The sequence below is a fragment of the Actinoplanes sp. NPDC026623 genome (genome assembly GCF_040638275.1).
In the GTDB taxonomy this organism is placed as follows: domain Bacteria; phylum Actinomycetota; class Actinomycetes; order Mycobacteriales; family Micromonosporaceae; genus Actinoplanes.
The window spans coordinates 1-26,583 of the sequence record NZ_JBEZXZ010000123.1; the positions used below are offsets into that span (position 1 = coordinate 1).

Annotated in this window: 27 protein-coding genes; 15 read left to right on the forward strand and 12 right to left on the reverse strand. The window is 71.7% G+C overall.

Features of this window, described 5'->3' with window-relative positions; translation table 11 throughout:
* Window positions 1-149: 149 nt before the first annotated feature.
* Window positions 150-557: a VOC family protein gene (locus AB0F10_RS29465; protein WP_360632102.1), complete on the forward strand. Its 408-nt coding sequence runs from the start codon at window positions 150-152 to the stop codon at window positions 555-557.
* A 47-nt stretch (window positions 558-604) separates the two neighbouring features.
* On the opposite strand, the gene pgl is transcribed toward AB0F10_RS29465, so the two are convergent.
* The 5 genes from pgl to tkt form a co-directional block, all read right to left on the reverse strand.
* Window positions 605-1,375, reverse strand: a complete 771-nt coding sequence (gene pgl, locus AB0F10_RS29470) for a 6-phosphogluconolactonase (protein ID WP_360632037.1) — start codon at window positions 1,373-1,375, stop codon at window positions 605-607.
* A 70-nt stretch (window positions 1,376-1,445) separates the two neighbouring features.
* A complete protein-coding gene (locus AB0F10_RS29475) occupies window positions 1,446-2,429 on the reverse strand; it encodes a glucose-6-phosphate dehydrogenase assembly protein OpcA (protein ID WP_360632040.1) in 984 nt (327 codons plus the stop codon).
* Complete coding sequence (gene zwf / locus AB0F10_RS29480; RefSeq protein ID WP_360632043.1) at window positions 2,426-3,943, reverse strand: glucose-6-phosphate dehydrogenase; 1,518 nt, start codon at window positions 3,941-3,943, stop codon at window positions 2,426-2,428. Before zwf ends, AB0F10_RS29475 begins: the two co-directional genes overlap by 4 nt.
* Before the next feature lie 194 nt (window positions 3,944-4,137).
* Window positions 4,138-5,244 (reverse strand): transaldolase, encoded by a 1,107-nt coding sequence (gene tal, locus AB0F10_RS29485; protein WP_360632045.1) that lies wholly within the window; start codon window positions 5,242-5,244, stop codon window positions 4,138-4,140.
* Window positions 5,245-5,298: 54 nt separating this feature from the next.
* Window positions 5,299-7,347: a transketolase gene (gene tkt / locus AB0F10_RS29490; RefSeq protein ID WP_360632105.1), complete on the reverse strand. Its 2,049-nt coding sequence runs from the start codon at window positions 7,345-7,347 to the stop codon at window positions 5,299-5,301.
* A gap of 340 nt (window positions 7,348-7,687) precedes the next feature.
* On the opposite strand from tkt, the gene AB0F10_RS29495 reads away from it, so the two are divergent.
* Both AB0F10_RS29495 and AB0F10_RS29500 read left to right on the forward strand, forming a co-directional pair.
* Window positions 7,688-8,641 (forward strand): heme o synthase, encoded by a 954-nt coding sequence (locus AB0F10_RS29495; RefSeq protein WP_360632108.1) that lies wholly within the window; start codon window positions 7,688-7,690, stop codon window positions 8,639-8,641.
* 228 nt (window positions 8,642-8,869) lie between these two features.
* Window positions 8,870-9,166: a hypothetical protein gene (locus AB0F10_RS29500; protein WP_360632048.1), complete on the forward strand. Its 297-nt coding sequence runs from the start codon at window positions 8,870-8,872 to the stop codon at window positions 9,164-9,166.
* 97 nt (window positions 9,167-9,263) lie between these two features.
* Here the strand turns inward: AB0F10_RS29500 and AB0F10_RS29505 are convergent, their stop codons facing one another.
* Window positions 9,264-10,196 carry a COX15/CtaA family protein gene (locus tag AB0F10_RS29505; protein ID WP_360632051.1) on the reverse strand — a complete coding sequence of 311 codons (933 nt, stop codon included), beginning with the start codon at window positions 10,194-10,196 and terminating at the stop codon, window positions 9,264-9,266.
* Between the two features lie 167 nt (window positions 10,197-10,363).
* On the opposite strand from AB0F10_RS29505, the gene AB0F10_RS29510 reads away from it, so the two are divergent.
* The 9 genes from AB0F10_RS29510 (at window position 10,364) to AB0F10_RS29550 (ending at window position 17,969) form a co-directional block, all read left to right on the forward strand.
* Window positions 10,364-11,080, forward strand: a complete 717-nt coding sequence (locus tag AB0F10_RS29510) for a transcriptional regulator (protein ID WP_360632111.1) — start codon at window positions 10,364-10,366, stop codon at window positions 11,078-11,080.
* Complete coding sequence (sufB, locus tag AB0F10_RS29515) at window positions 11,077-12,510, forward strand: Fe-S cluster assembly protein SufB (RefSeq protein WP_360632054.1); 1,434 nt, start codon at window positions 11,077-11,079, stop codon at window positions 12,508-12,510. Before AB0F10_RS29510 ends, sufB begins: the two co-directional genes overlap by 4 nt.
* A 66-nt stretch (window positions 12,511-12,576) precedes the next feature.
* Window positions 12,577-13,710 carry a Fe-S cluster assembly protein SufD gene (gene sufD, locus AB0F10_RS29520; protein WP_360632057.1) on the forward strand — a complete coding sequence of 378 codons (1,134 nt, stop codon included), beginning with the start codon at window positions 12,577-12,579 and terminating at the stop codon, window positions 13,708-13,710.
* Entirely contained in the window at window positions 13,707-14,039 is a 333-nt protein-coding gene (locus AB0F10_RS29525; protein WP_360632060.1) for a non-heme iron oxygenase ferredoxin subunit, read from the forward strand. The genes sufD and AB0F10_RS29525 overlap by 4 nt, the downstream gene beginning before the upstream one ends.
* Complete coding sequence (gene sufC / locus AB0F10_RS29530) at window positions 14,036-14,800, forward strand: Fe-S cluster assembly ATPase SufC (RefSeq protein ID WP_360632063.1); 765 nt, start codon at window positions 14,036-14,038, stop codon at window positions 14,798-14,800. Before AB0F10_RS29525 ends, sufC begins: the two co-directional genes overlap by 4 nt.
* Window positions 14,801-14,817: 17 nt before the next feature.
* Entirely contained in the window at window positions 14,818-16,047 is a 1,230-nt protein-coding gene (locus tag AB0F10_RS29535) for a cysteine desulfurase (protein ID WP_360632066.1), read from the forward strand.
* Window positions 16,044-16,502, forward strand: a complete 459-nt coding sequence (gene sufU / locus AB0F10_RS29540) for a Fe-S cluster assembly sulfur transfer protein SufU (RefSeq protein WP_360632114.1) — start codon at window positions 16,044-16,046, stop codon at window positions 16,500-16,502. The genes AB0F10_RS29535 and sufU overlap by 4 nt, the downstream gene beginning before the upstream one ends.
* A 46-nt stretch (window positions 16,503-16,548) precedes the next feature.
* Window positions 16,549-16,971 (forward strand): metal-sulfur cluster assembly factor, encoded by a 423-nt coding sequence (locus AB0F10_RS29545; protein WP_360632069.1) that lies wholly within the window; start codon window positions 16,549-16,551, stop codon window positions 16,969-16,971.
* A gap of 65 nt (window positions 16,972-17,036) precedes the next feature.
* Window positions 17,037-17,969, forward strand: coding sequence for a metallophosphoesterase (locus AB0F10_RS29550; RefSeq protein ID WP_360632072.1), 933 nt, complete (start codon window positions 17,037-17,039; stop codon window positions 17,967-17,969).
* A gap of 114 nt (window positions 17,970-18,083) precedes the next feature.
* Here the strand turns inward: AB0F10_RS29550 and AB0F10_RS29555 are convergent, their stop codons facing one another.
* The 4 genes from AB0F10_RS29555 to AB0F10_RS29570 are packed head-to-tail and all read right to left on the reverse strand — an operon-like array spanning window position 18,084 to window position 21,575.
* Complete coding sequence (locus AB0F10_RS29555) at window positions 18,084-19,106, reverse strand: alcohol dehydrogenase catalytic domain-containing protein (protein WP_360632075.1); 1,023 nt, start codon at window positions 19,104-19,106, stop codon at window positions 18,084-18,086.
* Complete coding sequence (locus AB0F10_RS29560; protein WP_360632078.1) at window positions 19,106-19,948, reverse strand: fumarylacetoacetate hydrolase family protein; 843 nt, start codon at window positions 19,946-19,948, stop codon at window positions 19,106-19,108. Before AB0F10_RS29560 ends, AB0F10_RS29555 begins: the two co-directional genes overlap by 1 nt.
* On the reverse strand, window positions 19,945-20,820 hold the full coding sequence (locus tag AB0F10_RS29565) for an SMP-30/gluconolactonase/LRE family protein (RefSeq protein WP_360632081.1): 876 nt from the start codon (window positions 20,818-20,820) through the stop codon (window positions 19,945-19,947). Before AB0F10_RS29565 ends, AB0F10_RS29560 begins: the two co-directional genes overlap by 4 nt.
* Entirely contained in the window at window positions 20,817-21,575 is a 759-nt protein-coding gene (locus AB0F10_RS29570) for an IclR family transcriptional regulator (RefSeq protein ID WP_360632084.1), read from the reverse strand. The genes AB0F10_RS29565 and AB0F10_RS29570 overlap by 4 nt, the downstream gene beginning before the upstream one ends.
* Window positions 21,576-21,635: 60 nt before the next feature.
* On the opposite strand from AB0F10_RS29570, the gene AB0F10_RS29575 reads away from it, so the two are divergent.
* Together AB0F10_RS29575 and AB0F10_RS29580 are read left to right on the forward strand one after the other, a co-directional pair.
* Complete coding sequence (locus tag AB0F10_RS29575; RefSeq protein WP_360632087.1) at window positions 21,636-23,351, forward strand: IlvD/Edd family dehydratase; 1,716 nt, start codon at window positions 21,636-21,638, stop codon at window positions 23,349-23,351.
* 35 nt (window positions 23,352-23,386) lie between these two features.
* Entirely contained in the window at window positions 23,387-24,139 is a 753-nt protein-coding gene (locus tag AB0F10_RS29580) for a maleylpyruvate isomerase family mycothiol-dependent enzyme (protein ID WP_360632090.1), read from the forward strand.
* On the opposite strand, the gene AB0F10_RS29585 is transcribed toward AB0F10_RS29580, so the two are convergent.
* Window positions 24,140-24,826 (reverse strand): histidine phosphatase family protein, encoded by a 687-nt coding sequence (locus AB0F10_RS29585; RefSeq protein ID WP_360632093.1) that lies wholly within the window; start codon window positions 24,824-24,826, stop codon window positions 24,140-24,142. It lies immediately after the preceding gene.
* Window positions 24,827-24,993: 167 nt separating this feature from the next.
* Between AB0F10_RS29585 and AB0F10_RS29590 the strand changes: the two genes are divergently transcribed.
* Window positions 24,994-25,587, forward strand: a complete 594-nt coding sequence (locus AB0F10_RS29590; protein WP_360632096.1) for a LysE family transporter — start codon at window positions 24,994-24,996, stop codon at window positions 25,585-25,587.
* Between the two features lie 172 nt (window positions 25,588-25,759).
* On the opposite strand, the gene AB0F10_RS29595 is transcribed toward AB0F10_RS29590, so the two are convergent.
* Window positions 25,760-26,443, reverse strand: coding sequence for a DNA alkylation repair protein (locus AB0F10_RS29595; protein ID WP_360632099.1), 684 nt, complete (start codon window positions 26,441-26,443; stop codon window positions 25,760-25,762).
* Window positions 26,444-26,583 lie beyond the last annotated feature (140 nt).

A 26,583-nucleotide genomic window follows, 5' to 3' on the forward strand; every position in this document is an offset into this window, starting at 1 on the left:
CTGCCGGTGCCGACGCGCGCCCGGCAGCCGGCCGGCCCGGCGAGGGTGCCGACCCGGCCGAGGGTGACCCCCTCGGACGGGTCGCCGGCCGGCCCGCGGGCGGCGCCCACGGCCCCCGCGACGTCGCCGCGGGTGGCACGATGAAGCGCGTGAACTGGACCCTGGAAGTGGTAGTCGTGCCCGTCTCGGACATCGACCGGGCAAAAGAGTTCTACGCCGGCAAGCTCGGCTTCCATGTCGACCACGACACCGTGATCAACGACGACATCCGGATCGTGCAGCTGACCCCGCCGGGCTCGGGCTGCTCGGTCGTCATCGGCAAGGGCGCCGTCCCGGACATGGCGCCCGGCTCGCTCAAGGGCCTGCAACTGGTGGTGCCCGACATCAACAGGGCGCACGCCGAACTGGTCGCCCGCGGCGTGCCGGTCAGCGACGTGCAGAAGGTGGGGGAGAACCCCCGGGACACGCCCGACCCGCTGGACAACGTGGGCTTCGTCTTCTTCGCCGACCCCGACGGCAACGGCTGGGCGGTGCAGCAGATCTCGTCCCGGGCCTGAGCGAAAAGGGCCGCCCACCGGGCGGCCCTTTTCCGTAGCCGAGTGGCTCAGCGCAGGCTGCGCGCCTTCGGCGGCACGTCGGCCGCCGCGGTGCGGTCCAGCAGCCAGAGCGTCCTGTCGGTGCCGACCGCGCCCGCCGCCGGCACCTGCTTCGGGCCCGCGCCGCCGATCGCCATGCCGGCCGCGGCCGCCTTGTCCTTGCCCGCCGCGATCAGCCAGACCTCCTCGGCGGTCTGGATGGTCGGCATGGTCAGCGAGATCCGGGTCGGCGGCGGCTTCGGGCTGTTGTGCACGGCCGCGACGGTGCCGGTCTCGTAGACGCCGGGGTGCTCCGGGAAGAGCGACGCCACGTGGCCGTCCTCGCCGACGCCGAGCATCAGCACGTCGAAGTGCGGCAGCTCCGAGCTGCCCGGCTTCGCCGCGGCGGCCAACTCGTGGGCGTAGCGGGCCGCGGCCGCCTTCGCGTCGTCGCCGTCCGGGCCGTCGGAGGCCGGCATGGCGTGCACGTGTGCCGGGTCCAGCGCGAGGGCGTCCAGCAGCGCCGCGCGGGCCTGCGTCTCGTTGCGGTCCGGGTGACCCGCGGGCAGGAACCGCTCGTCGCCCCACCAGAGATCGATCCGCGACCAGTCGACCGCGTCCGCGGCGGGCAGTTCCTTCACCGCGTGCAGCACCTTGGCCGCCACCCGGCCCCCGGTCAGCACGATGCTCGCCCAGCCGCGCTCGGCCTGCGCGTCGATGATCCTGACGACCAGCCGCGCCGCCACCGTCGACGCCAGGATGTCGGCGTCGGGAACCACCACCACAACGGTCTCGCTCATGGAACCCCTCGTCATTCGGCAAAAGGGGCCGCCCGCCGGAAGGCGGAACGGCCCCGTTGATCTTAGAGAATCAGGCGTCTGCGCCGGCCCGGGCGGCCAGCGCCGGGTCCTTCCAGACGTGTACGCGCATCGGCGGCTTGCTGTCCAGCGCCGCGACGCCCGCGAGGGCGCCCAGCGCCTCGCCGTAGATCTGGTCGGCGTCGAGCCGGCGCAGCTCCTCGGCGAGCTCGTCGCCGACCGGCCGCTTCGGCAGCGGCATGTAGCGGTCCTCCTGGCCGGTACGGCTGAACAGGGCCGTACCCTCCTCGCGGGTGACCTTGACGCAGTCGCCGTTGGCGCACTGCAGCTCGACCGAGTGCATGCGCGGCGAACGGTCGGTGTGCACCCACTCCGGCTCGATGCCCAGCCGCGACTTCAGCCAGCCCTTCATCAGCGCCGCCGTCGGGTCGTTCAACGGCGCCTCGATCGTCGCCCCGGTGACGCGCTCCTCGGTGGTGTCGAACGCGCCCGCGACCAGGCTGCGCCACAGGGTGATCCGGGTCCAGGTCAGGTCGGTGTCGCCGGGCGCGTAGTCGGCCGCCCGCCGGCGCAGCGCCGCGACCGGGTCCGGCGCCAGCTTGCTGTCGGTGATGCGCCGGTCGGCGACCACGCCGAGGAAGTCGTTGGCGATGACGTCCGGCGGCTCGCTGTGCCACCACGTCACCACCGGCACGTCCGGGGCCAGCAGCGGCATGACGACCGACTCGGCGTGCAGGGCCAGCCGGCCGTACATGCGCATGACGACGGCCTCGGCCGGGCCCAGCCGCCCTCCCACGACGATCTCCGCGTCGAGCCGGCTGCGGCCGTCGAGGTCCGAGCGGACCACGATGAGCAGGCGGCACGGGTGCGCGGACGCCGCTATGGTCGCGGCGGCCTCGGCCTCGCGGACCTGCTTCTCCTCCACGACGGCGACCAGCGTCAGGGCGAGGCCGCTGGCCACGCCGCCCGCGCTGCGCCGCTCGGCCGCGAGCGCCTTGACGACCTCGTTGCCGGTGGTGTCCCAAAGACCGATCATGCCCGCCTCCAGGCGCGGCCCTCGCGGGCCAGCATCTCGTCGGACGCCCGTGGTCCCCACTCGCCGGAGCGGTAGGGCTCCGGCCTGGTGCCCGCCCACGCGGCCTCGAGCGGGTCGACGACCCGCCAGCTCTGCTCGATCTCGGCCGCGTCCGGGAACAGGGTGCGGTCGCCGACGAGCACGTCGAGCACGAGCCGCTCGTAGGCCTCCGGGCTGGACTCGGTGAACGCCTCGCCGTACTGGAAGTCCATCGCGATGTCGCGGACCTCCATCGTGGTGCCCGGCACCTTGGAGCCGAACTTGAGCACCACGCCCTCGTCCGGCTGCACCCGGATGACCAGCTGGTTGTTGCCGAGCATCTCGATGTCGGCCGGGTCGAACGGCAGGTGCGGCGCCTTCTTGAACATGATGGCGATCTCGGTGACCCGGCGCGGCAGGCGCTTGCCGACCCGGACGTAGAACGGCACCTCCGCCCAGCGCCGGTTCTGGATGCCGAGGCGGACGGACACGTAGGTCTCGGTGGTGGAGTCCTGCGGCACGCCCTTCTCCTCGAGATAGCCGACCGCGCGTTCGCCCGCTACCCAGCCGGGCAGGTACTGCCCGCGTACGGAGTCGCGGGCGATGTCGCGGGGCAGGCTGATCGCCTTGAGGACCTTCAGCTTCTCGGCGCGTACGTCGTTGGGGTCGAAGCTCGTCGGCTCCTCCATGCCCACCAGCGCGAGCAGCTGGAGCAGGTGGTTCTGCAGCACGTCGCGGGCCGCGCCGGAGGCGTCGTAGAACGCGGCCCGGGTGCCGATGCCGACGTCCTCGGCCATGGTGATCTGCACCGAGTCCACGTACTTGGAGTTCCACACCGGCTCGAACAGGTTGTTCGCGAAGCGCAGGGCCAGGATGTTCTGGACCGTCTCCTTGCCGAGGTAGTGGTCGATGCGGAACACGTCGGCCGGGGTGAATACCTCGTCGACGAGCTGGTTGAGCGACATCGCGGTCTTCAGGTCGTTGCCGAACGGCTTCTCGACCACGACCCGGCGCCAGCCGCCGGACTTGGCGTTGTCGGCCATCCCGGTGCGGGCCAGCTGGTTGAGCACCAGCGGGAACGCGGCCGGCGGGATGGAGAAGTAGAAGGCGGCGTTGCCCGCGATGCCGTTGCGCTCGCGCAGCTCGTCCAGCGTGGTCGCCAGGGTGTCGAACGCCGTGTCGTCGTCGAACGAGCCGGGCACGAACTGGAACTGGCTCGCCAGCCGGGCCCACACCTCTTCCCGCCACGGGGTGCGCGCGCCCTTCTTGGCGGCCTCGTAGGCCAGCGACTCGAAGTCGCCGTCGCCCCAGTCGCGGCGCGCGAAGCCAAGGACCACGAAGCCGGGCGGCAGCAGACCCCGGTTGGCCAGGTCGTAGACGGCCGGGATGAGTTTCTTTCGGGACAGGTCGCCGGTGACCCCGAAGATCACCAGAGCACATGGCTCGGGGATCCTGGGAAGCCGGCGATCCTGTGTCGTGCGCAGCGGATTACCCACGTGCCCATCCTGTCAGCTTTTCGTGCCCGCGCAGGGTTACGGGCGAGGGTCGGTGCCGTAAACCAGCGGTGGTGAGGATCTCCACCGCGCCCCTCGACGAAGCGTCCTGCCCGCGGCGCGAGACCGTCGCCGGGCCGCCGGTGACGGCGAACCCCGCGGCGGTCCGCACGCCGGCGGGCAGGTCGTAGGTCACATCACTTCGCGGCGTCGAGGGACTTCTTCACGCTCTCGAGCAGCTCGCCCCAGCTGGTCTCGAACTTTTCGACGCCCTCCTCCTCGAGGGCCTTGAACACGTCGTCGAAGTCGACGCCGGCCGCGGCGAGGTCGTCCATGACCTTCTGTGCGGCGGCGTAGGAGCCGGTCACCGTGTCGCCGCGGGTCTCACCGTGGTCCTCGAAGGCCTTGATGACCGCCTCCGGCATGGTGTTCACGGTGCCGGGCGCGATCAGTTCCTCGACGTAGATGGTGTCCTTGTAGTCCGGGTTCTTCGTGCCGGTCGACGCCCAGAGCGGCCGCTGCGGGTGTGCGCCCGCGTCGGCCAGCGCCTGCCAGCGGCCGGTGCCGAAGACCTCGGCGTAGGCCTGGTAGGCGAGCTGGGCGTTGGCGACGCCCGCCTTGCCCCGCAGCGCCCGGGCCTCGTCGGTGCCGATCTTCTCGAGCCGCTTGTCGATCTCGGTGTCCACCCGGGACACGAAGAACGAGGCGACCGAGCCGATCTGGGTCAGGTCGTGGCCGTTGGCCTTGGCCTGCTCCATGCCCGCCAGGAACGCGTCCATGACCGCCCGGTAGCGCTCCAGCGAGAAGATCAGCGTCACGTTGACGCTGATGCCCTCGGCCAGGGTCGCCGTGATCGCCGGCAGGCCCGCCTGGGTCGCCGGGATCTTGATGTAGACGTTCGGACGGTCCACCAGCCACCACAGCGTCTTGGCCTCGGCCGCGGTCTTCTCGGCCGAGTGCGCGCTGCCCGGATTCACCTCGATGGACACCCGGCCGTCGACGCCGGACGACGCCTCGTACGCGGGCTTCATGACATCGGCGGCCCAGCGCACGTCGTAGGAGGTCAGCAGGCGCACCGCCTCCTCGACCGTGAGGCCCTGCGCCGCGATGTCCCTGAGCTGCGAGTCGTAGGCGTCCGCGTCGGAGAGCGCCTTGGCGAAGATGGTCGGGTTGGTGGTCACGCCGACCACGTGCTGCTCACGGCGCATCCTGTCGAGCGAGCCGCTCTGCAGGCGGACGCGGGAGAGGTCGTCGAGCCATACCGCCACACCCGCGGCGGAAAGTTCAGCCAGCCTGTCGGTCATCGCTACTCCTCAAATCTCTATCTACCTTCGGTACGGCAGAGCCGCCCGGGTAGATCAATTACCGGTCGTGTAGCCGGTGATTTCGCCGACCTTGGCGAGGGCGGCGTTGGCCTTGGCCACCACGTTGTCCGCGGTGAACCCGAACTGCTCGAACAGGATCTTCGCCGGGGCGCTGGCGCCGTAGTGCTCGATGCTGACCGGCTCGCCGGCCTCGCCGAGGATGCGGTCCCAGCTCATCCGGATGCCGGCCTCGACCGTGACGCGGGCCTTGACGCCGCGCGGCAGGACCTCCTGCTGGTACGCCGTGTCCTGCTCGTAGAACCACTCCTGGCAGGGCATCGAGACGACCCGGGTCGGGGTGCCCTCGGCCTCGAGCCGCTCCTGCGCGGTCAGGCAGTACTGCACCTCGGAGCCGGTGCCGATCAGGATGACCTGCGGCACGCCCTGCGACGCCTCGGAGAGGATGTAGCCGCCCCGCAGGGTGCCCTCGGCCGACGCGTACCGGTCGCGGTCGATGGTGGGCAGGTTCTGCCGGGACAGCGCCAGGGCGGTCGGGCGGTCGGTGTGCTCCAGCGCGCCGCGCCAGGCCCAGGCGGTCTCGTTGGCGTCCGCCGGGCGGACCACGTCGAGGTCGATGATGGCGCGCAGCGCGGACAGGGTCTCGACCGGCTGGTGCGTCGGGCCGTCCTCGCCCAGGCCGATCGAGTCGTGCGTCCACACGTAGACGACCGGCAGCTTCATCAGCGCGGAGAGCCGGACGGCGCCGCGCATGTAGTCGCTGAACACCAGGAACGTGCCGCCGTAGGGGCGGGTGCCGCCGTGCGCGGCGATGCCGTTGAGGATCGAGCCCATGCCGTGCTCGCGGATGCCGAAGTGCAGCGTGCGGCCGTACTCGTGGCCGGGGAACGCCTTGGTGGCGTACTCGCTCGGGATGAACGAGGGCTCGCCCTTCATGGTGGTGTTGTTGCTCTCCGCCAGGTCGGCGGAGCCGCCCCAGAGCTCCGGCAGGACCGGGGCGAGGGCGTCCAGGACCTTGCCGGAGGCGGCGCGGGTGGCCAGGCCCTTCGGGTCGGCGGGGAACTCCGGCAGCGCGGTCGTCCAGCCCTCGGGCAGGGCGCGGTTGCTCAGCCGGTCGTGCAGGTTGCGGCCCTCGGGGTTGCTCGCCGACCAGACCTCGAAGGCCTTGTCCCACTCGGCGTGCAGCGCGCGGCCCCGGTCGACGGCCAGGCGGGAGTGCGCGATGACCTCGTCGGCCACGGCGAATGTCGCCTCCGGGTCGAAGCCCAGGATTGCCTTGGTGGCCTTGACCTCGTCGGCGCCGAGCGCCGAGCCGTGGATCTTGCCGGTGTTCTGCTTGTTCGGCGCGGGCCAGCCGATGATGGTGCGCAGCACGATGAACGACGGCTTGTCGGTGACGGCCCGGGCGGCCTGGATCGCCGCGTACAGCTCCTCGACGTTCTCGTCGTAGTCGCCCTTGCCGGGGTCGCCCTTGCGCCAGTCGACGGTGTGCACGTCCCAGCCGTAGGCCGCGTAGCGGGCGCCGACGTCCTCGTTCTTGGCGATCCGGGTGTCGTCCTCGATGGAGATCTCGTTGTCGTCGTAGATCAGCGTGAGGTTGCCGAGCTTCTGCACCGCGGCGACGGCGCTCGACTCGTGGCTGACGCCCTCCTCGATGTCGCCGTCCGAGCACATCGCGTAGACGTGGTGGTCGAAGACCGACTCCTCCGCGTCCGGGTCGAACAGGCCACGCTCGCGGCGGGCGGCCATCGCCATGCCGACCGCGTTGCCGATGCCCTGGCCCAGCGGGCCCGTGGTGACCTCGACGCCGGGGGTGTGCCCGTACTCAGGGTGACCGGGGGTCAGCGAGCCCCACTGGCGCAGCGAGGCCAGATCGTCGAGCGCCAGGCCGTAGCCGGACAGATAGAGCTGGATGTAGAGGGTCAGGCTGGAGTGGCCGCAGGAGAGCACGAAGCGGTCCCGGCCGGCCCAGTGCGGGTCGGTCGGGTCGTGCCGCATGACCCGGTTGAAGAGCAGGTAGGCGGCCGGGGCCAGGCTCATCGCCGTGCCGGGGTGTCCGTTACCGGATTTCTCGACGGCGTCCATGGCCAGCACGCGGACGGTGTCGACCGCCCGTCGGTCGAGGTCGGACCAGTTCAGATCGTCTTTGGCAGCCACGTCGGTTGTACTCCTCGGCCATGGTGTGGGAACCCTTTTGACATGACCCTATCCATTCGCGGTAAACCCCCGCCGTGGGAACGGTAGTGGCCCATACGCTGAGAGCGGACGTGGACCGGAGGGAGTTGCGGCGTGGCACACCTCCCCGGATACCTCGACCGATGTGCGCCCCGGGCTGCGCGTAGTCTGTCCCAACGTGCCAGCCGGTTTCAGCCGGCAACGGCGAAGTTCCAACCCTGCCGATGCCGGAAGGTGGCTGTCCGTGAGCATGATCACCGAGCGTCCCGACAAGGGGCGGTCGCCCGGTCTACTCCCGGCGCCGCGGGCGGCGGACTCCGCGAAGCGCCGCCGTGACGTCGGCGCCGTCATCAAGGCCTATGTCTCGCTGACCAAGCCGCGCATCGTCGAGTTGCTGCTGGTGACCACGGTCCCCGCGATGATGCTCGCCGCCGGCGGCTGGCCTGACCTGTGGCTGGTCGCCGTGGTGCTGGTCGGCGGCTCGCTGGCGGCCGGCGCGGCGAGCGCGCTGAACTGCTACATCGACCGCGACATCGACCAGTTGATGCGGCGCACCAAGCGCCGCCCGCTGCCGGCGCACGCCGTGACCCCGCGCTCGGCGCTGATCTTCGGCCTGGTGCTCGCGGTCATCTCGGTCGTGCTCATGGGCGTGTTCACCAACTGGCTGGCCACGGCGATGACGGCGGCCTCGATCTTCTACTACGACGTGATCTACACGCTGTGGCTGAAGCGCCGGACGCCGGCCAATACCTTCTGGGGCGGGATCTGCGGCGCGGCGCCCGTGCTCATCGGCTGGGCGGCGGTGACCGGGTCCGTCGGGCCGCTGGGCTGGGCGCTTTTTGCGGTTGTCTTTTTTTGGCAGATGCCGCATTTCTACGCATTGGCCATCAAATACAAGGACGACTACGCCCGCGCGGGCATCCCGATGCTTCCGGTGGTGCGTTCGGCGGGCCGGGTCAACGCCGAGATCCTGATCTTCACGGTCCTGATGCTGGCGTCGTCGCTCGCGGCGTGGCCGCTGGGACTCGGCCCGATCTACGGAGTCACGGCCGTCATCTCGGGCCTCGTCTTCCTGTCGGAGGCCGTGCGGCTGGTGCGGCGTTCCCGGCGCGGCGAGCCGCTGAAGCCGATGCGTCTTTTCCACTGGTCCTACACGTACCTGACCATTCTCTTCATCGCGGTCGCGGTCGATGCGCTCATCTGAGTAATGGACATCACGTGACGACATTCACGCGCGTCGCACAGAATGCCCGTTATTCGCGTTATCAGAGTGACTCTTGTTACCCCTTTAGGTGGAACCAAGGTTCGGGTGCAATTCGGGCAATAACGGTTCAAAGCAGCGGCCCCGGACGCTGAAACCGCAGGTAATTGCCATCACAATTCCCCGCAGTCAGTGCTTGCCTGGCGCCGAACTCTGCCTAGGCTGCGAGTCATGGCAGAAGGTTCCGATACGACACTGACCGCCGACATCAAGTCATTCGCCGTCGGCCACGGCGGGGCGAAGGCGGTTATCGAGTACGTCGGCAAGCGTGGTGCCCGCATCGTCCTGGTCGGCGAGGACGGCGAGTGGACCGACCAGTTCGCGGCCGACGGCACCGCGGTGGCCCGCCAGGCATGCGAGAAGGCGGGCGTCGCGGTGGAGAACGAATGGGAGCGCGAGCTGATGGAGCAGATGCGCCCGAGCAACGACCTGTGGCGTTCGATGTCCCGCCGCAGCATGGCGCGCTGAGACTCCTGAGTTCACCCCGACACCCAAACCAAACCGACCACAGCGACCCGGGAGCGATCCCGGGTCGCTTTCGTCACCCTGGGTGACGGACGGCGGCTCAGGCGACGGGTGTGGCCACCGGTGTCGCGGGCTCGGCGGCCGGCGCGGGCGCCGGGGCGGCGGCGGGCCGCTCACGCAGGCTCCACAGCACGCCCAGCGTCCCCACCCAGACCAGGCAGGCGCCCAGCATGTGCGCGGCCACCAGCAGAACCGGCAGGTGGGTGAAGTACTGGACGAAGCCGATCAGGCCCTGGCCCAGCTCGATCATGATCAGGATGCCCGCCGCGCGGATCGCCGGCGCCGGCGCCTCGACCGCGCGCAGCGCGAACCAGAGCGCCACCGACAGGCCGACCAGCAGGAACACCAGGTCGGCGTGGGCCTGGGCGATCAGCTGCGGGTCGAGGCCGTTGCGCTTCGCGTCCGCGTCGCCCGCGTGCGGGCCGCTGCCCGTGACGATCACGCCGACCACGATCACCGCGGCGCTCACCAGCGCCGTCAGGCGCGCCAGCGTCGCCAGCGGGGCCGGCACCAGGCGGCGCGGCGGGCCGTCGCCCTCCGCGGTGCGCCGCCAGAGCGCGTACGACAGGGCGATCAGCGCCATCGAGAGCAGGAAGTGGAGCCCGACCACCCACGGGTTCAGGCCCGTCAGGACCGTGATGCCGCCGATCACGCCCTGGCCCGGGATGCCGAGGCACACCGCGAGCGACAGCAGGACCAGCGACCGGCGCCGGGGCTTCTCCAGCAGGGCGGCGACGAAACAGGCAAGCGCGATCAGGCCGAGCGCGATGCCCAGCAGGCGGTTGCCGAATTCGATGACGCCGTTCACGCCCATCTCCGGCGTCGTCGTGTAGGACGCGTCGGTGCACCTGGGCCACGTCGGGCAGCCGAGCCCCGAGCGGGTCAGCCGGACCGCCGCACCCGTGACGACCAGGCCGATGTTGGCGATCAGGGACGCGAACGCCAGGGGGCGCAGGAGGGTGCGATTGCTCACGCCGGGAATCGTACGCCCGATTTTGATCTTGTTTCGGGTCGGCCTCGGCCGCCGGTGTCATGGATCACCGGGCCGGCCGTTTGCGGGGGACCGAGGAAATACGTAACGTTGGCGTAGTGAAAACACGGGAGCTCAGCGCGCCGGCCGGCACGGCCGTGGGCTTCCGCCTGCCCGCCGCCGAAATCAGGCAGGCCGAGGGCAGGAGCGCGGACGGGCGCACCCGGGACCGGGTGGCCCAGTTGCTCTTCGAAAGCGGTGCCGCGACGGCCGCCGAACTCGGCGCCCAGCTGGGGCTCAGCCCCGCCGCGATCCGCAAGCATCTCGACGCGATGCTGGCCGACCGGCTGGTCGAGGTCCGCGAGAGCCGGCACCACGGCCCGCGCGGCCGGGGCCGGCCCGCCAAGGCGTTCGTGCTCACCGCGGCGGCCCGCGAGGGCTTCCCGCACTTCTACGACGGCATCGCCACCGCGGCCCTGCGGTGGATCGCCGAGCACGGCGGCCCCGAGGCGGTCAGCGCCTTTGCCACCGCTCAGGTCGCGCCCCTGGAGGAGCGCTGCCGTGCGGCGCTCGCCGAGGCCGGCGACGGTCCGATCGCCAGGGCGGAGGCGCTTGCCAAGGCGCTTACCGCCGAGGGTTACGCTGCCAGTTCGACCGCGATCGCGTCCGGCGGGCAGCTGTGCCAGCACCACTGCCCGGTGGCGCACGTGGCCGCCGAGTTTCCCCAGCTGTGCGACGCCGAGACCGCGGTCATCTCGCGGCTCATCGGCACCCACGTGCAGCGTCTCGCCACCATCGCGCACGGCGACGGGGTGTGCACCACGCACATCCCCCGCTCGCCGCGCGTAACCGCTACGACCGCCACCACTGTGAGGACAGATAGATGACCGAGCAGATCGTCCAGCCCGTCGTGACTCAGGAGGAGCACCTCGCCGCCCTGGGCAAGTACGAGTACGGCTGGGCCGACGCCGACACCGCCGGGGCCACCGCCCAGCGCGGCCTGTCCGAGGCCGTGGTGCGCAACATCTCGGCGCTCAAGAACGAGCCGCAGTGGATGCTCGACCTGCGGCTCAAGGGCCTGCGCCTGTTCGACCGCAAGCCCATGCCGAACTGGGGCGCCGACCTCACCGGCATCGACTTCCAGAACATCAAGTACTTCGTGCGCTCGACCGAGAAGCAGGCGGCCACCTGGGACGACCTCCCGGCCGACATCAAGAACACGTACGACAAGCTCGGCATCCCCGAGGCGGAGAAGCAGCGCCTCGTGTCCGGTGTCGCGGCGCAGTACGAGTCCGAGGTCGTCTACCACAAGATCCGCGAGGACCTCGAGGAGCAGGGTGTCATCTTCCTCGACACCGACACCGCCCTGCGTGAGCACGAGGACATCTTCAAGGAGTACTTCGGGACGATCATCCCGGTCGGTGACAACAAGTTCGCCGCGCTGAACACCTCGGTGTGGTCCGGCGGCTCGTTCATCTACGTGCCGAAGGGCGTGCACGTGGACATCCCGCTGCAGGCCTACTTCCGGATCAACACGGAGAACATGGGCCAGTTCGAGCGGACGCTGATCATCGTCGACGAGGGCGCCTACGTGCACTACGTCGAGGGCTGCACCGCGCCCATCTACTCCTCGGACTCGCTGCACAGCGCGGTCGTCGAGATCATCGTCAAGAAGAACGCCCGCTGCCGTTACACGACCATCCAGAACTGGTCCAACAACGTCTACAACCTGGTCACCAAGCGCGCCACCTGCGAAGAGGGCGCGACCATGGAGTGGGTCGACGGCAACATCGGCTCCAAGGTGACGATGAAGTACCCGGCGGTCTACATGACCGGCGCGCACGCCAAGGGCGAGGTGCTCTCCGTCGCGATGGCCGGCGAGGGCCAGCACCAGGACGCCGGCGCCAAGATGGTGCACGCCGCGCCGCACACCTCCTCGACGATCATCAGCAAGTCGATCGCCCGGGGCGGCGGCCGCACCTCCTACCGCGGCCTCGTGCAGGTCATGGAGGGTTCGCACCACAGCGCCAGCACCGTCAAGTGCGACGCGCTCCTGGTCGACACCATCTCCCGCTCCGACACCTACCCGTACGTCGACATCCGCGAGGACGACGTGTCGATGGGTCACGAGGCGACCGTCTCCAAGATCAGCGACGACCAGCTCTTCTACCTGATGAGCCGGGGCCTGACCGAGGACGAGGCCATGGCGATGATCGTGCGCGGCTTCATCGAGCCGATCGCCAAGGAGCTCCCGATGGAGTACGCCCTCGAGCTCAACCGCCTGATCGAGCTCCAGATGGAGGGGGCAGTGGGCTAGCGCCCACTGCCCAGCGCTGCGCGGGTCGAGCAAGCGAGATCAAAGACAAACCAGAGCAAGGATGAGATGACTACCGAGGCCATGGCACCGCCGAGCACCAAGTCGCAGGTGCTGCGCTCCTTCGACGTCGCCGACTTCCCGGCCCTCAACGGCCTGGAGGAGGAGTGGCGCTTCACCCCGATCAAGCGGCTCGGTGAGCTGATCACCGCGAGCAGGCTCACCGGCGCGGCGCCCGCCGTCGTGCCCGGCGACCTGCCCGCGGGGGTGTCCGTCACCCAGGTCGACGCCGGCAAGGTGGAGCCGGTGCTTACGCCGTTCGACCGGGTCAGCGCGCTCGCGTTCGGCTCGGCGGCGTCGGTGACGCTCATCGACGTCGCCGCCGAGACGGTGGAGGCCGAGCCGGTCGTCATCAAGGTCGTGGGCCAGGGCGGCGCGGCCGCCGCGGCCCGCACCTACGTCCGGGTCGGCAACTTCGCGAAGGTGACGGTCGTCCTGGAGCAGGTCGGCCCGGCCACCGTGGCCGACAACATCGAGGTCGTGCTCGGCGACAGCGCCCAGCTCACCTTCGTCACGCTCACCGAGTGGGACGCGGACGCGGTGCAGGCCCAGCACATCAAGTTCCGGGTCGGCCGCGACGCCCGCGTCGACCACGTCCAGGTCTCCCTGGGCGGCAGCCTGGTCCGCCAGTTCGCCAGCGTCGAGTACGCGGGCCGCGGCGGCCAGGCCGAGCTCTGGGGCCTCTACTTCGCCGACGCCGGCCAGCACATCGAGCACCGCCAGCTGGTCGACCACGGTGTGCCGGACTGCCGCAGCTACGTCGGCTACCGCGGCGCGCTGCAGGGCCGGTCGGCGCACACCGTCTGGGTCGGCGACGTGGTCATCCGCGCGGCCGCGACCGGCACGGAGACGTACGAGATCAACCGGAACCTGCTGCTCACGGACGGCGCGCGCGCCGACTCGGTGCCGAACCTCGAGATCGAGACCGGCGAGGTAGTCAGCGCGGGGCACGCCAGCGCCACCGGCCGCTTCGACGACGAGCAGCTGTTCTACCTGATGGCCCGCGGCATCCCCGAGGAATCGGCCCGCAAGCTCGTGGTCCGCGGCTTCTTCGCCGAGCTGATCAACAAGATCCCGGTCGAGGAGCTGCGCGAGCGGCTCGGTGACGCCATCGAGGCCAGGCTGGCGAAGGCAGACTCGTGAGTTTCGAGCTCGTGGGCCCGGCCGACGACATCGCGAAGGGCAGCGTCGCCACCGCCAGCATCGGCGGCGTCGACATCGCGATCGTGCACGCCGACGACGACGGGTTCTACGCCGTGCGCGACGAGTGCAGTCACGCCGCCATCGCCCTCTCCGAGGGGGAGGTCGACGGCTGCACCCTCGAGTGCTGGCTGCACGGCTCCCGCTTTGACGTGCGTACCGGTGAGCCCTCCGGCCTTCCCGCCACCGAGCCGGTGGCAACCTTCCCCGTCGAGATCCGCGACGGCGACATCTACGTCTCTACGACACCGAGTAATGGAGTAATGCCGTGAGCACCCTCGAGATCCACGACCTGCAGGTGTCGGTCAAGTTGCCCGATGGCGACCTGAAGCCGATCCTCGCCGGCGTCGACCTGACCGTGAAGTCGGGCGAGACGCACGCCATCATGGGCCCGAACGGCTCCGGCAAGTCGACCCTGGCCTACTCGATCGCGGGTCACCCGAAGTACGAGATCACCGGCGGTACGGTGACCCTCGACGGCGACGACGTCCTCGCGATGACCGTCGACGAGCGCGCCCGCGCCGGCCTCTTCCTGGCGATGCAGTACCCCGTCGAGGTCCCCGGCGTCTCGGTGGCGAACTTCCTGCGCACCGCCAAGACCGCGATCGACGGCGAGGCGCCCAAGCTGCGCACCTGGGCCGGCGAGCTGCGCGGCGCGATGGAGAAGCTGCAGATGGACCCGGCGTTCGCCCAGCGCAACGTCAACGAGGGCTTCTCCGGCGGCGAGAAGAAGCGGCACGAGATCATGCAGCTCGAGCTGCTCAAGCCGAAGATGGCGATCCTCGACGAGACCGACTCCGGCCTCGACATCGACGCGCTGCGCATCGTCAGCGAGGGTGTCAACCGGGTCCGGGCGTCCGGCGAGGCCGGCCTGCTGCTGATCACCCACTACACCCGCATCCTGCGCTACATCAAGCCGGACTTCGTGCACGTCTTCGTCGCCGGCAGGATCGTCAAGGAGGGCGGTCCCGAGCTCGCCGAGCAGCTCGAGGCCGAGGGTTACGAGCGCTACGTGGCCTCCGCGAACGCCTGAGGATCGAGGAACCGATCATGACGTTCGACGTGCGCCTGGTGCGAGCCGACTTCCCGATCCTCGACCGGGAGGTCAACGGGCATCCGCTGGTCTACCTCGACAGCGCGAACACCTCGCAGAAACCGCGCCAGGTGCTCGACGCCATGCGTACGCATCAGGAGCGGCACAACGGCAACGTGTCCCGTTCGGTGCACACGCTGGGCACCGAGTCGACGACGGCGTACGAGGACGCGCGCGCGAAGGTCGCCGCCTTCATCGGCGCGGCCTCGCCCGACGAGGTGGTGTTCACCAAGAACTCCACCGAGGCGATCAACCTGGTCGCCTACACGTCGGCGCAGCTGCTCTCGCTCGGCCCGGGTGACGAGATCGTGGTCTCCGAGATGGAGCACCACTCCAACCTGGTGCCGTGGCAGCTGTTGTGCCAGCGCACGGGCGCGACCCTGCGCTGGTTCGGCGTCACCGACGAGGGCCGGCTCGACGAGTCCACCCTCGAGGACCTGGTCAACGAGCGCACGAAGATCGTCTCGATCGTGCACATGTCCAACATCCTCGGCACGATCAACGACCCGTCGCGGATCGTCGCCCGGGCGCGCGAGCTCGGCGCGAAGGTGCTGCTGGACTGCTCGCAGTCGGTGCCGCACCTGCCGGTCGACGTCGCCGAACTCGGCGCCGACTTCATCGCGTTCACCGGGCACAAGATGCTCGGCCCGACCGGCATCGGCGTGCTCTGGGGCAGGTTCGAGCTGCTCGAGGCCATGCCGCCGTTCCTGGCCGGCGGGTCGACGATCGAGACCGTGACGATGGCCGGCACCACGTTCGCGGCGCCACCGGCGCGTTTCGAGGGCGGCACTCCGCCGATCACCGAGGCCATCGGCCTGGGCGCGGCGGTGGACTACCTGACGGCGCTCGGCATGGAAAACGTGCACCGCCACGAGCAGGAGATCACCGCGTACGCGTTGAAGGCGCTCGCGGACGTCCCCGGCGTGCGCGTCTTCGGCCCGGCCACGCCGGAGGGCCGCGGCGGCACGGTTTCGTTCGAGGTCGAAGGGGTACACCCGCACGACGTCGGGCAGATTCTCGACGATCTCGGTGTCGAGGTCAGGGTGGGCCACCACTGCGCCCGCCCGGTCTGCGCCCGGTTCGGGGTCCCGGCGATGACCAGGGCCTCCTTCTACCTCTATACGACGACCGACGAGATCGACGCCCTGACTCGCGGCCTGGAGCAGGTACGGAAGGTGTTCGCCTGATGGTCGACCAGCTCTACCAGGAGATCATCCTGGATCATTACAAGCACCCGCACGGCAAGGGCCTGCGGGACCCGTTCACGGGTGAGGCCCACCACGTCAACCCCACCTGCGGGGACGAGGTGACCCTGCGGGTCGCCGTGGACGGCTCCACCTTCTCGGACATCTCCTACGACGGCGTCGGCTGCTCGATCAGCCAGGCGTCGGCGTCCGTGCTGCACGAGCTGCTGCACGGCGTCACCGTGGACGAGGCGACCCGGGTGCACGAGGCCTTCGTCGCGCTGATGCAGGGCCGCGGCGCGATCGAGCCCGACGAGGACGTGCTCGGCGACGGTGTGGCGTTCGCCGGCGTGGCGCGCTACCCGGCCCGGGTCAAGTGCGCGCTGCTGCCGTGGATGGCCTTCAAGGACGCCGCGGCGCGCGCGGGTGTGGGCGTGGGGCCGGAGGTCACGGCATGAGGGCGGACGGCGAGGGCCGAGTGGCCATCTTCCAGGAGGAAACAGCATGACCGACAAGACTGTGGAAGAGATCGCCCCGGAGACGGCCGCGCCGGCCCCGGTCGCCGCGGACGACGCCCCGAAGACCGACGGCGCAGCCGTCAAGAAGGCCACCTTCGACGAGGTCGAGGAGGCGATGAAGGACGTCGTCGACCCCGAGCTCGGCATCAACGTGGTCGACCTCGGCCTGGTCTACGACGCGCACATCGACGACGACAACGTTGTGACGCTCGACATGACGCTGACGTCGGCGGCCTGCCCGCTGACCGACGTCATCGAGGACCAGACCCGCCAGGCCCTGACCACGGGCCCGGGCGGCGGCCTGGTCAAGGACTTCCGGATCAACTGGGTGTGGCTGCCGCCGTGGGGCCCCGACAAGATCACCGACGACGGCCGTGACCAGCTCCGGTCGCTGGGCTTCAACGTCTGAGGCAGGACCTCGCTGAAACGCCGGACCAGGTCTCTGGTCCGGCGTTTTCGATTAGCGTGGGGGATATGGGACATTCCTCCGGCTTGCTGCCGGCGATGCTGCTGAGCGCGGCCCTCGTCGCCGGCTCGGCCGGGCCGGACCCCCGGGCCGATCCGCGGGGCGGTGCGGCATCCCGCGGCGCGGTACCCGCCGCCGCGACGGCAACGGTGCTCATCGGCGCCGGGGACATCGCCGACTGCGCCGGCTCCGGCGACAGCCGGACCCTCGCCCTGCTCCAGCGCTTCCCCGGCCGGGTGTTCACCCTGGGCGACAACGCCTATCCGAACGGCAGCCGCGCCGACTTCGCCCGGTGCTACGAGCCCACCTGGGGCAAGGTCAAGGACCGGACCCGCCCGGTGCTCGGGAACCACGACTACCGCAGCGAGGGCGGGGCACCCTACTTCGACTATTTCGGCCCGGCGGCCGGCCCGCGGGGCAAGGGCTACTACTCGTACGACGTCGGCGCCTGGCATGTGGTCGTGCTCAACACCAACTGCGCGTCCGTGCCGGGCGGGTGTGGCCCGGGCTCTGCCCAGCAGCGGTGGCTGAGCGCCGACCTGGCCGGCGCCGGGAGCTGCACGGTCGCGATGACGCATCACCCGCAGTTCTCCTCCGCGAAGATCCACCCCCCGACGACGCAGACCCTTCCGCTGGTGCGGGTGCTCTACGACGCCGGAGTGGAACTGCTGCTGTCCGGGCACGATCACGCGTACGAGCGCTTCGCGCCGCAGACGCCGGCCGGGCGCCCGGACCCCGGTCGCGGCATCCGGCAGATCATCGCCGGCACGGGCGGCGCCGAGCTGCACCCGTTCGGCCCGGTCGCGGCGAACAGTGAACGGCGCGACAACCACACCCTCGGGGTGCTCCGGCTGACCTTGCGGCCGGGCGCCTACCGCTGGGACTTCCTGCCGGTGGCCGGCGAGACCTTCACCGACTCGGGCACCGGGACCTGCCACTGAGCGATCTGCGCCCGGCCACCCGCGCGCCGCGCTCGCGCAGCGGGGCCACGGTGACGGCGCCGATTCCGCTCGTGCCGCCGGTGACGATCGCGGTGAGCCCTACGAGGCCGGTCATCAGGTGCCCTTCGACGACGGGACGACGTGGATCTTCGGCCCGGAGCCCCAGGCCGGGTGCCGCTCGCCCGCCAGGACCGCGGGAACGTCCTCCAGGCATACGGTCGCGGCGACCAGCGGGCGCGGGTCGACCAGGCCCGCCGCGAACAGCTCGACCACCCCGGCGAAGCCGCCCGATCCGCTGAGCACCCCGACGGCCGTCACGTCCTTCAGCACCAGGTTCCGGGAGTCGACCAGGCTGGGCCCGCTCGCCAGCCCGACGTAGACCACCCGGCGGCCCGGCTCCACCAGCTCGGCGGCCAGGGCCGGCAGCTCGGCGCCGTTGGAGGCGTCGATGACCGCGTCCCAGGGCAGCTCCGGCAGGGTCTCGACGGTCCAGGCCCGGGTGAGGCCGATCGAGGCGGCGAACGCCAGGGATCCGCCGTCGCGCCCGAGCAGGTGCACCTCGGCGCCCTGTGCGGCGGCGATCTGGGCGGCGAGCAGGCCGATCGTGCCCGGCCCGAGCACGAGCAGCCGTCCGCCGGGCGGCAGCGCGGCCGCGCCGACCGCGCGCAGCGCGTTGCCGCCGGGCTCGACCAGGGCGCCCAGCGCCGCGTCCACCGAATCGGGCAGGACCCGCAGCGCCCGCACCGGTACGGGAAGTTGCTCGGCGAGCGCGCCGGGCCAGCCGTTGCGGATGCCGATCTCGTGGCGGTCGGCGCAGACGTGCTGCCGCCCGCTCGCGCACCGGCGGCAGCGGCCGCACCCGAGCATGGTGTCGCCGGTGACCCGGCGCCCGATCCAGCACCCGTCGACCCCGGCGCCGACGGCGGCGACCGTGCCGCACCACTCGTGCCCGATCCGCATCGGGTACCGCGCCTGGCCGGTGTGCAGGTAGGACATCGCGCCGCTGAAGAACTCCATGTCGGTGCCGCAGACCCCGGCCCGCTCGACGTCGACCACGACCTCGCCGGGGCGGGCCTCGGGCGCCGGCACGTCGCGCACCTCGGCCCGGCCCGGGCCGGTGATCACGAACGCGCGCATCAGCGGGCGGCCACCACGACCTGGCGCTGGCTGCCCAGCCCGTCGATGCCCAGCTCCATGACGTCGCCCGGGCGCAGCCAGGGTGGCGGGTCGATGCCCATGGCGACGCCCGGCGGCGTACCCGTGTTGATCAGGTCGCCGGGCTCCAGCACCATGAACCAGCTCAGGTACCGCACTATCTCGTACGGGTCGAAGACCATGGTCGCGGTGTTGCCGGTCTGCCGGCGTACGCCGTTGACGTCGAGCCACATGCCCAGCGCCGACACGTCCGGTATCTCGTCCGGCGTCACCAGCCACGGCCCGCACGGGTTGAACGTCTCGGCCGACTTGCCCTTCGACCACTGTCCGCCGCGCTCGATCTGGAACGCCCGCTCGCTGATGTCGTTGGACACCACCCAGCCGGCGATCGCGGCCCGCGCCGCCTCGTGATCGTCCAGATAGGAGCACCGCCGGCCGATCACGATGCCGAGCTCGACCTCCCAGTCCAGCTTGGTCGAGCCGCGCGGCTGCCGGACGTCGTCGTCCGGGCCGACAAGCGTGTTCGGCGACTTGGTGAACAGGATCGGTTCGGCCGGCACCGCCTGGCCGGTCTCGGCGGCGTGGTCGCGGTAGTTCAGCCCGATGCAGAGGATCTGGTGCGGGCGGGGGATGGGCGCGCCGATCCGCTCCCCGGCGAACCGCGCGACCCGGCCGGCGGCGATCCGGGCGTCGACGGCCTCCCGGAACTCGCCCGGGGCGGCGAAGAACCGGTCGCCCAGGTCGGAGACGTCGACGTAGCCGTCGTCGCCGGCCCGGACGACAGCCCGTTCGGCGCCGGCGTCCCCGATCCGCATCAGCTTCATGACTCTCCAGGGGTAGCTCCGGCCCAGGGGGCCACCGGCAGGCCGGTCACGCCGACCCGGACGAGAAAAAGCCGGCCCGACATCGGGTACGCGGCCAGGCGATCCGCGCCCAGCTCGGCCGTGGCGGTGGTGATGAGCAGCCGGTCGAGCCCCGGGCCGACGAACGCGACGCTGCTGGTGTGCGGCGCGGCCACCTCGACGACGTCGCCCGTCGGCCGGGCGTCGGGGGTGAATCGGCGCACCTCGCCGGCGCCCCAGATCGCGATCCACAGGTGGCCGTCGGCGTCGGCGCACATCCCGTCGGGGACGCCGTCGCCGATCCGCAGCCACTCCCGCCTCGGCCCGGCGGCGCCGGTCGCCACGTCGTACGGGCGCACCCAGACGATCCCGGGGACGCTGTCGATGCTGTAGAGCAGGGTGCCGTCCGGGCTCCAGGCGAGGCCGTTCGACAGGGTCAGGTCGTCGTCCAGGACGGTGAGGGTGCCGTCGTGCTCGAGGCGTACGAGAGTCTCGCCGTGCCGGGTGCGGTCCAGCGACATGGAACCGACCAGGAACCGGCCGGCCGGGTCGCAGGCGCCGTCGTTGAGGCGCCGGTGGCGCGCCGTCTCCGGGATGACCCGGGCGCCGGAGGGGAGCAGCGTTTTCGCGCCGGCGACGAGCAGCTCGCCGGTCGCGGAGCAGACCACCGCGCCGACCGTCCGGTCCAGGCGGTGCGCGGCGGTGACGATCACCCGGTCGCCGTCGAGGCGGCCCTCGTGCACCGCGCCGGCAGGAATGTCGACCCAGAGCAGCCGCTCCCGCGGGCCGTCCCAGACGGGACCCTCGCCGAGGCCGAACACCTCGGCGCAGGCGACGTCGGCGGTGTGTCTCATCGGGCCTCCACCGTGGCGCGGATCGCCGGGACCTGGGCTGTCAGGGCGGCCAGCGAAGTGCGGGAGGCGGGCGCCGAGATGCTGACCGCGCCGCTCGGCCGGGTGGGCGACGCCATGAACACCGGCACGGCGAGGCACACCACGCCGGGCTCGTTCTCCTGGTCGTCGACCGCGAAGCCGTCGATCCGGACCCGGCGCAGCGCGGCGGCCAGGGCGTCGGCGGTGGTCAGGGTCCGCGGGGTGCGGGAGGCCAGGACGCGTCCGCCGATCCAGTCGGCGACCGCGGCGTCGTCGCTCAACGCGTACGCCAGCAGGAGCTTGCCGACCGCGGTGCTGTGCACCGGATTGCGGCCGCCGACCGTGGAGGTCAGGCGCAGCGCGCCGGACGGCGGGTCGACCTTGGCCCGGTAGACGACGGTGTCGCCGTCGAGCACGGCGTAGTGCGCGGTCTCGCCGTAGCGCACGGCCAGCTCGCTGAGCACGGGCGCGATGCGCAGGTGGTCGGGGCGGGCCTCGTGGTGCGCGAACGCCAGCCGCAGGAACTCGTCGCCGAGCACGTAGCGGCCGTGCCCGTCGCGGCCGGCGAAGCCGAATCGGCACAGCGCGGCGAGGGCGCGGTGGACCGTCGGTTTGGGGCTGCCCACCGCGCGGGTCATCTCCTCGAGCGAGATGCCTCCGGCGTGCTGCGCCAGCTCGGTGAGGACCGCGAGCACTCGATCCGTACCGACCAAGGGGGGTGCGATTTCCGGGGGCACCGGCGTACCGTACCTGATATTCCAGATAGGACACCAGCGTTCCGATAATTGGAAGACTTGATGCCTGAGCTGCGCAGCGCCGAGTGGTACGCCGGACCGGACCGCAACGCCTACATCCATCGCGCCTGGATGCGCCGGGGAGCGCCGAACTCGGCGTTCGAGGGCCGCCCGCAGATCGCGATCGCCAACACCGCCTCCGACCTGACCCCGTGCAACAGCCACCTCGACGAGATCGCCGAGCACGTCAAGCGCGGCGTCTGGGAGGCCGGCGGCGTCCCGCTCAACCTGCCGGTCGTGTCGATCGGCGAGACGCAGGTGCGCCCGACCGCGATGCTGTGGCGCAACATGGCCGCGATGGCGACCGAGGAGATGCTGCGCGCCAACCCGGTCGACGGCGTCGTGCTGCTCGGCGGCTGCGACAAGACCATCCCGTCGCTGCTCATGGCCGCGGCCTCGGTCGACCTGCCGGCCGTCGTCGTGCCGGGCGGGCCCATGCTCACCGGCACCTTCCGCGGCACCCCGCTGGGCTGCGGCACCGACGTGTGGCGCCTGTCCGAGGAGGTACGCGCCGGCACCCTCAGCCGGGCCGCCTTCCTCGACTCCGAGTCCTCGATGATCCGCAGCCGGGGGCACTGCAACACCATGGGCACCGCCTCCACGATGGGGCTGCTCGCCGAGGCGCTCGGCACGGTCCTGCCCGGCACGGCGGGCACCCCGGCGCCGGACAGCCGCCTGCTGGCCCGCTCGCACGAGACCGGCCGGCTGATCGTGGAGATGGTCGCCGCGGACCGCCGGCCCAGCCGGGTGCTCACCACCGGCTCGTTCCACAACGCGATCGTCGCGCTGGCCGCGCTCGGCGGCTCCACCAACGCGGTCGTGCACCTGCTGGCGATCGCGGGCCGGCTCGGCGTGCCGCTGACCCTCGCCGACTTCGACCGGATCGCCGCCCGGGTGCCGCTGCTGGTCGACCTCCAGCCCGCCGGGAAGTACCTGATGGAGGACCTGCACCGGGCCGGCGGCCTGGGGGCGGTGCTGCGGGAGGTCGCCGACCTGCTCGACCCCGGCGCGATCGACGTGACCGGGCGGCCCTTCGTCGAGTCGCTCGCCGAGGCGCGGATCTGGGACGAGGACGTCATCCGCACCCGGGACAAGCCGTTGTGGCCCAACGGCGGCATCGCCGTGCTGCACGGCAACCTCGCGCCCAACGGGGCGATCATCAAGCCCGCGGCGGCCAGCCCGCACCTGCTGCGGCACCGCGGCCGGGCCGTGGTCTTCGACTCCGTCGAGGACTTCAACGCCCGCATCGACGCGCCGGACCTCGACGTCGACGCCGACTCCGTGCTGGTGCTGCGCGGCTGCGGGCCGCGCGGCTACCCCGGCATGCCGGAGGTGGCGAACATGCCGCTGCCCACCCGGCTGCTGCGCCAGGGCGTGCGGGACATGGTCCGGGTCTGCGACGGCCGGATGAGCGGCACCGCGTACGGCACCGTCGTGCTGCACGTCGCGCCGGAGGCCGCCGCCGGCGGACCGCTCGACCGGGTACGCGACGGCGACTGGATCACCCTCGACGTCGAGGGCCGGAGGATCACGGTGGACGTCGACGAGCCGGAGCTGGCCGCCCGGGAGCCGTCGGCGGCGCTGCGCGCGGCGCTGGCGCGACCGGTCCGGGGCTGGCAGAAGCTCTATGTGGACACCGTGCTCGGCGCCGACACCGGCGCCGACCTGGACTTCCTCGTCGGATCGAGCGGCGACGTGGTGACCCGCGAATCGCACTAGAAGTTCTTGTCGGATCCCGGTGGTAGACAGCTTGCATGACTCAGCTGCCGTTCCCCGAGTCGCTCGATCTCATCGCCGAGCGATCCGCCGCCCTGCGCTCGGCCGTCGCCGCGGCGTGCGACCTGGAGCTCCGGGTGCCGGGCTGCCCCGACTGGTCCCTGCGCGACCTGGTCGTCCACCTCGGCCGGGTGCAGCGGTTCTGGGCGGCGGTGGTCGCCGCCGGTCCCGCCGACGGCCCGCCGCCCGCCTCGGCCGTGATCGAGCCGGAGCCGCACGGCGACCTGTCGGCGTGGTCGGCCGAGTCGACCCGGCTGCTGCTCGAGTCGCTGCGCGCCGCCGGCCCGGACCGTGACTGCTGGACCTGGTGGGGTGCCTCCGAGGCGCCGATGACCTCCGGCGCGGTGGCGCGGCACCAGGTGCAGGAGGCGGCCGTGCACGCCTACGACGCGCAGGAGACCATCGGCAAGCCCGAGCCGATCCCGGCCGGCGTCGCCGCCGACATCGTCGACGAGTTGCTGGTGGTCACGCTCGGCTCGCTCGGCGCCTGGCCGCACCGCTCGGTCCGGATCGCGCTGTCGGCGCTCGACGGGCCGACCTGGACCGTCGACCTGACGCCCGGCGGCGCGAGGCCGGGCCCGGCGGCGGGCGACGAACCCCTGGCGACGATGCGTGCCTCGGCCGGCGACCTGGTGCTCGCCCTCTACACCCGCATCCCGCTGGATCGCATCGAGATCGTCGGCGACCGCGAGGTCATCGAGCGGTTCCAGGCCTGGACCGACACCCGCTGATCACAGGTGCCCGACCGAGTTGTAGCTGTCCAGCACCAGCCGTCCGGAGGACCCGTCGAATCGGGTGATCGAGGCGTTGCGCACCGGGCCGTTCTCCGCGACGACGGCGTCCAGCGCCGCCCAGTCCAGTCCCTCGAGGACACACCGCATCATCAGCACCACGGCGTCGTGGGCGACCACCACGACCCGTTCGCCGGCGTGCCGGGCGTTCAGGTCCCGGAGAAACGAGGTGAGCCGCGCGGCGATGTCGTCGAAGTTCTCGCCGCCCGGCGGGCGGTAGCTGTACTGGGTCGCCGGCTCCCACAGGGCCGCCCCGTCGGGGACGCGGGCCCTGACCGCCGCCCGGGTCAGCATCTCCAGGTCGCCGAGCAGCCGGTCCACGAGGCGGTCGTCGGTGGCCGGGGCGGGCAGGTCGAGGCCGGACGTCTCGGCGGCGATCCGCCAGGTCTCCCGGGCCCGCAGGTAGGGGGAGACGATCACCACCTCGGGCACCCGGTCGGCGCTCAGCGTGGCCAGCCAGCGCCCGACGGCCCGCGCCTGCTCGGCGCCGAGGGCGGTGAGGCCCACGTCGGCGTCCCGGCCGGTGAGCCCCGATTCGAGCAGGGCCTGTTTGTCGGCGAGCGGAAAGGCGACGTTCGACGCGCTCTGCCCATGCCGGATCACGATCAGCTCAGCGACGACATCCACGGGCGTAAACCTAGTGGCGAAAACCGCTGGCCGTCGACGCGGTGAGGCGGTCATCATGACGACGTGATCGAGCCGAGCCTGTCCGCGCACCTGCCCGCCGCCGAGCCCGTCCGGGCCGCGCGACAGCAGCGTGTCGCCGCCGGCCCGGTCATCCACCCGCCCGCGCAGTGAGCGGGGCGTTCCTGGCCGGCGTGGTCGCCGGCTACGGCGTCGCCGTGCCCGTCGGCGCGATAGCCGTCCTGATCGCCGGCCTGACCGCCCGCACCTCGCTGCGCGTCGGCGCCGCCGCCGGGCTGGGCGCGGCCACCGCGGACGGCGTGTATGCGCTGGTGGCGGTGCTGGGCGGAGCCGCCCTGGCCGGATCCATCGCCCCGATCGCGACGCCGCTGCGCTGGACCGCGGCCGCCGTGCTGGTGGCACTCGCGGTGCACACGGCCCGGTCGGCGCTGCGGAAACGGACCGGCGGCGCCGCCACGGACACGACCACGCCCGGCGCGGCGTTCCTCGGCGTCCTCGGCCTGACCCTGCTCAACCCGGCGACGGTCGTGTACTTCGCGGCGCTGGTGCTGGGCCGCGGCGGCGCGGGCGGCGGCGTGTGGTTCGTGGTGGGGGCGTTCCTGGCCTCGGCGAGCTGGCAGCTGCTGGTCGCCGGCGGGGGCTCCCTGGTCGGGCGGGTGCTGACGGGTGAGCGGGGCCGCCTGGTGACCGCCCTGGTCTCCAGCGTGGTCATCGTGATCCTGGCCGTCGGCCTCGTGACCTGACCCGGCCGTGGCCGGGCCGGTGCTCCGCTGGGGCCGGGCGGTGGCTGATCCGGTCGTGGCCGGGCGGGTGGGTTCGGCTGGGCTGGGTGGTGGCTGATCCGGTCGTGGTTGGGCGGGTGTGTTCCGCTGGGCCGGGCAGTTGCTTGATCCGGCCGCGGCCCGCGCGGCCGGGTCAGAGATGTTTGGAGGCCTCGCGCACCGAGAGCGGAGAGAGCACGTCGCGGTGGCCGGCGAGGTAGCGCCGCACCGCGTCGGGGTCGGTGCGGGCGTAGTGGCGCAGCGCCCACCCGATCGCCTTGCGGACGAAGAAGTCCGGGTGGCCGGCCTGCCGCGTGCAGTAGTCGAAGAGCCGGTCCGTGTCGGTCTCCGCGCCGTAGTGCAGCTGATGCAGGATCGCCGTGCGGACCAGCCACATGTTCTCCGCGGCGGACCACGCGTCTATCTCGGCGCCGAGCCGCGGATGCCGATGCACCAGGCCGCCCACGAACCTGGTCGCCAGCGGGTCGATCGTGTCCCACCACGACTTGGCCGTGATCAGCGTGCGGGCGGTCGCCAGGAAGTCCGGGCCCGGCACCGCGACGTGGCGGCGCAGCCAGTCGCAGGCGAAGTACTGGTACTCGCGCTCCTCGAGCTCCCAGCAGGCCAGCACCACCGTGCGCAGGTCCGCCTCGGTCGGCGTGGGCAGGCCGGCGAGCACCGTGCGGCCGAGTTTGCGCTGCGTCGGCGCCGGAAGACCCAGGAAGGGGAACTGGTCCCGCAGGTACGCCGCCGCCTGCGCGGCCCGCTCGGGATCGCGGGCCGCGGAGAACACCCGCACCAGCCGGTCCAGCAGATCATCGGCGAGCGGTCGCGTCATGTGAACATTCTCGCATCGTAGGGTGACGACATGAGCGACTGCACCGACCGCCGGGAGCGCGTGCCTGGCCTGTTCGGCGTGAGCGACCGCACCGACGGCGGCGAGCGCCGGTCCCGCCGGTCGCGCCGCACCGACCGCGG

Excerpts from the sequence above, each read along its gene's own strand:
- AB0F10_RS29555 (WP_360632075.1), bottom strand. The coding sequence starts at position 19,106 with ATGCGCGCGTTCGTGATCACCGGCCCGGGCCGGGCCGAGGTGCGCGAC.
- AB0F10_RS29545 (WP_360632069.1), top strand. The coding sequence starts at position 16,549 with ATGACCGACAAGACTGTGGAAGAGATCGCCCCGGAGACGGCCGCGCCG.
- tkt (WP_360632105.1), bottom strand. The coding sequence starts at position 7,347 with ATGGACGCCGTCGAGAAATCCGGTAACGGACACCCCGGCACGGCGATG.
- AB0F10_RS29560 (WP_360632078.1), bottom strand. The coding sequence starts at position 19,948 with ATGAAGCTGATGCGGATCGGGGACGCCGGCGCCGAACGGGCTGTCGTC.
- AB0F10_RS29575 (WP_360632087.1), top strand. The coding sequence starts at position 21,636 with ATGCCTGAGCTGCGCAGCGCCGAGTGGTACGCCGGACCGGACCGCAAC.
- AB0F10_RS29535 (WP_360632066.1), top strand. The coding sequence starts at position 14,818 with ATGACGTTCGACGTGCGCCTGGTGCGAGCCGACTTCCCGATCCTCGAC.
- AB0F10_RS29500 (WP_360632048.1), top strand. The coding sequence starts at position 8,870 with ATGGCAGAAGGTTCCGATACGACACTGACCGCCGACATCAAGTCATTC.
- AB0F10_RS29565 (WP_360632081.1), bottom strand. The coding sequence starts at position 20,820 with ATGAGACACACCGCCGACGTCGCCTGCGCCGAGGTGTTCGGCCTCGGC.
- AB0F10_RS29580 (WP_360632090.1), top strand. The coding sequence starts at position 23,387 with ATGACTCAGCTGCCGTTCCCCGAGTCGCTCGATCTCATCGCCGAGCGA.
- sufB (WP_360632054.1), top strand. The coding sequence starts at position 11,077 with ATGACCGAGCAGATCGTCCAGCCCGTCGTGACTCAGGAGGAGCACCTC.
- AB0F10_RS29595 (WP_360632099.1), bottom strand. The coding sequence starts at position 26,443 with ATGACGCGACCGCTCGCCGATGATCTGCTGGACCGGCTGGTGCGGGTG.
- AB0F10_RS29550 (WP_360632072.1), top strand. The coding sequence starts at position 17,037 with ATGGGACATTCCTCCGGCTTGCTGCCGGCGATGCTGCTGAGCGCGGCC.
- pgl (WP_360632037.1), bottom strand. The coding sequence starts at position 1,375 with ATGAGCGAGACCGTTGTGGTGGTGGTTCCCGACGCCGACATCCTGGCG.
- AB0F10_RS29475 (WP_360632040.1), bottom strand. The coding sequence starts at position 2,429 with ATGATCGGTCTTTGGGACACCACCGGCAACGAGGTCGTCAAGGCGCTC.
- sufD (WP_360632057.1), top strand. The coding sequence starts at position 12,577 with ATGACTACCGAGGCCATGGCACCGCCGAGCACCAAGTCGCAGGTGCTG.
- AB0F10_RS29495 (WP_360632108.1), top strand. The coding sequence starts at position 7,688 with ATGATCACCGAGCGTCCCGACAAGGGGCGGTCGCCCGGTCTACTCCCG.
- tal (WP_360632045.1), bottom strand. The coding sequence starts at position 5,244 with ATGACCGACAGGCTGGCTGAACTTTCCGCCGCGGGTGTGGCGGTATGG.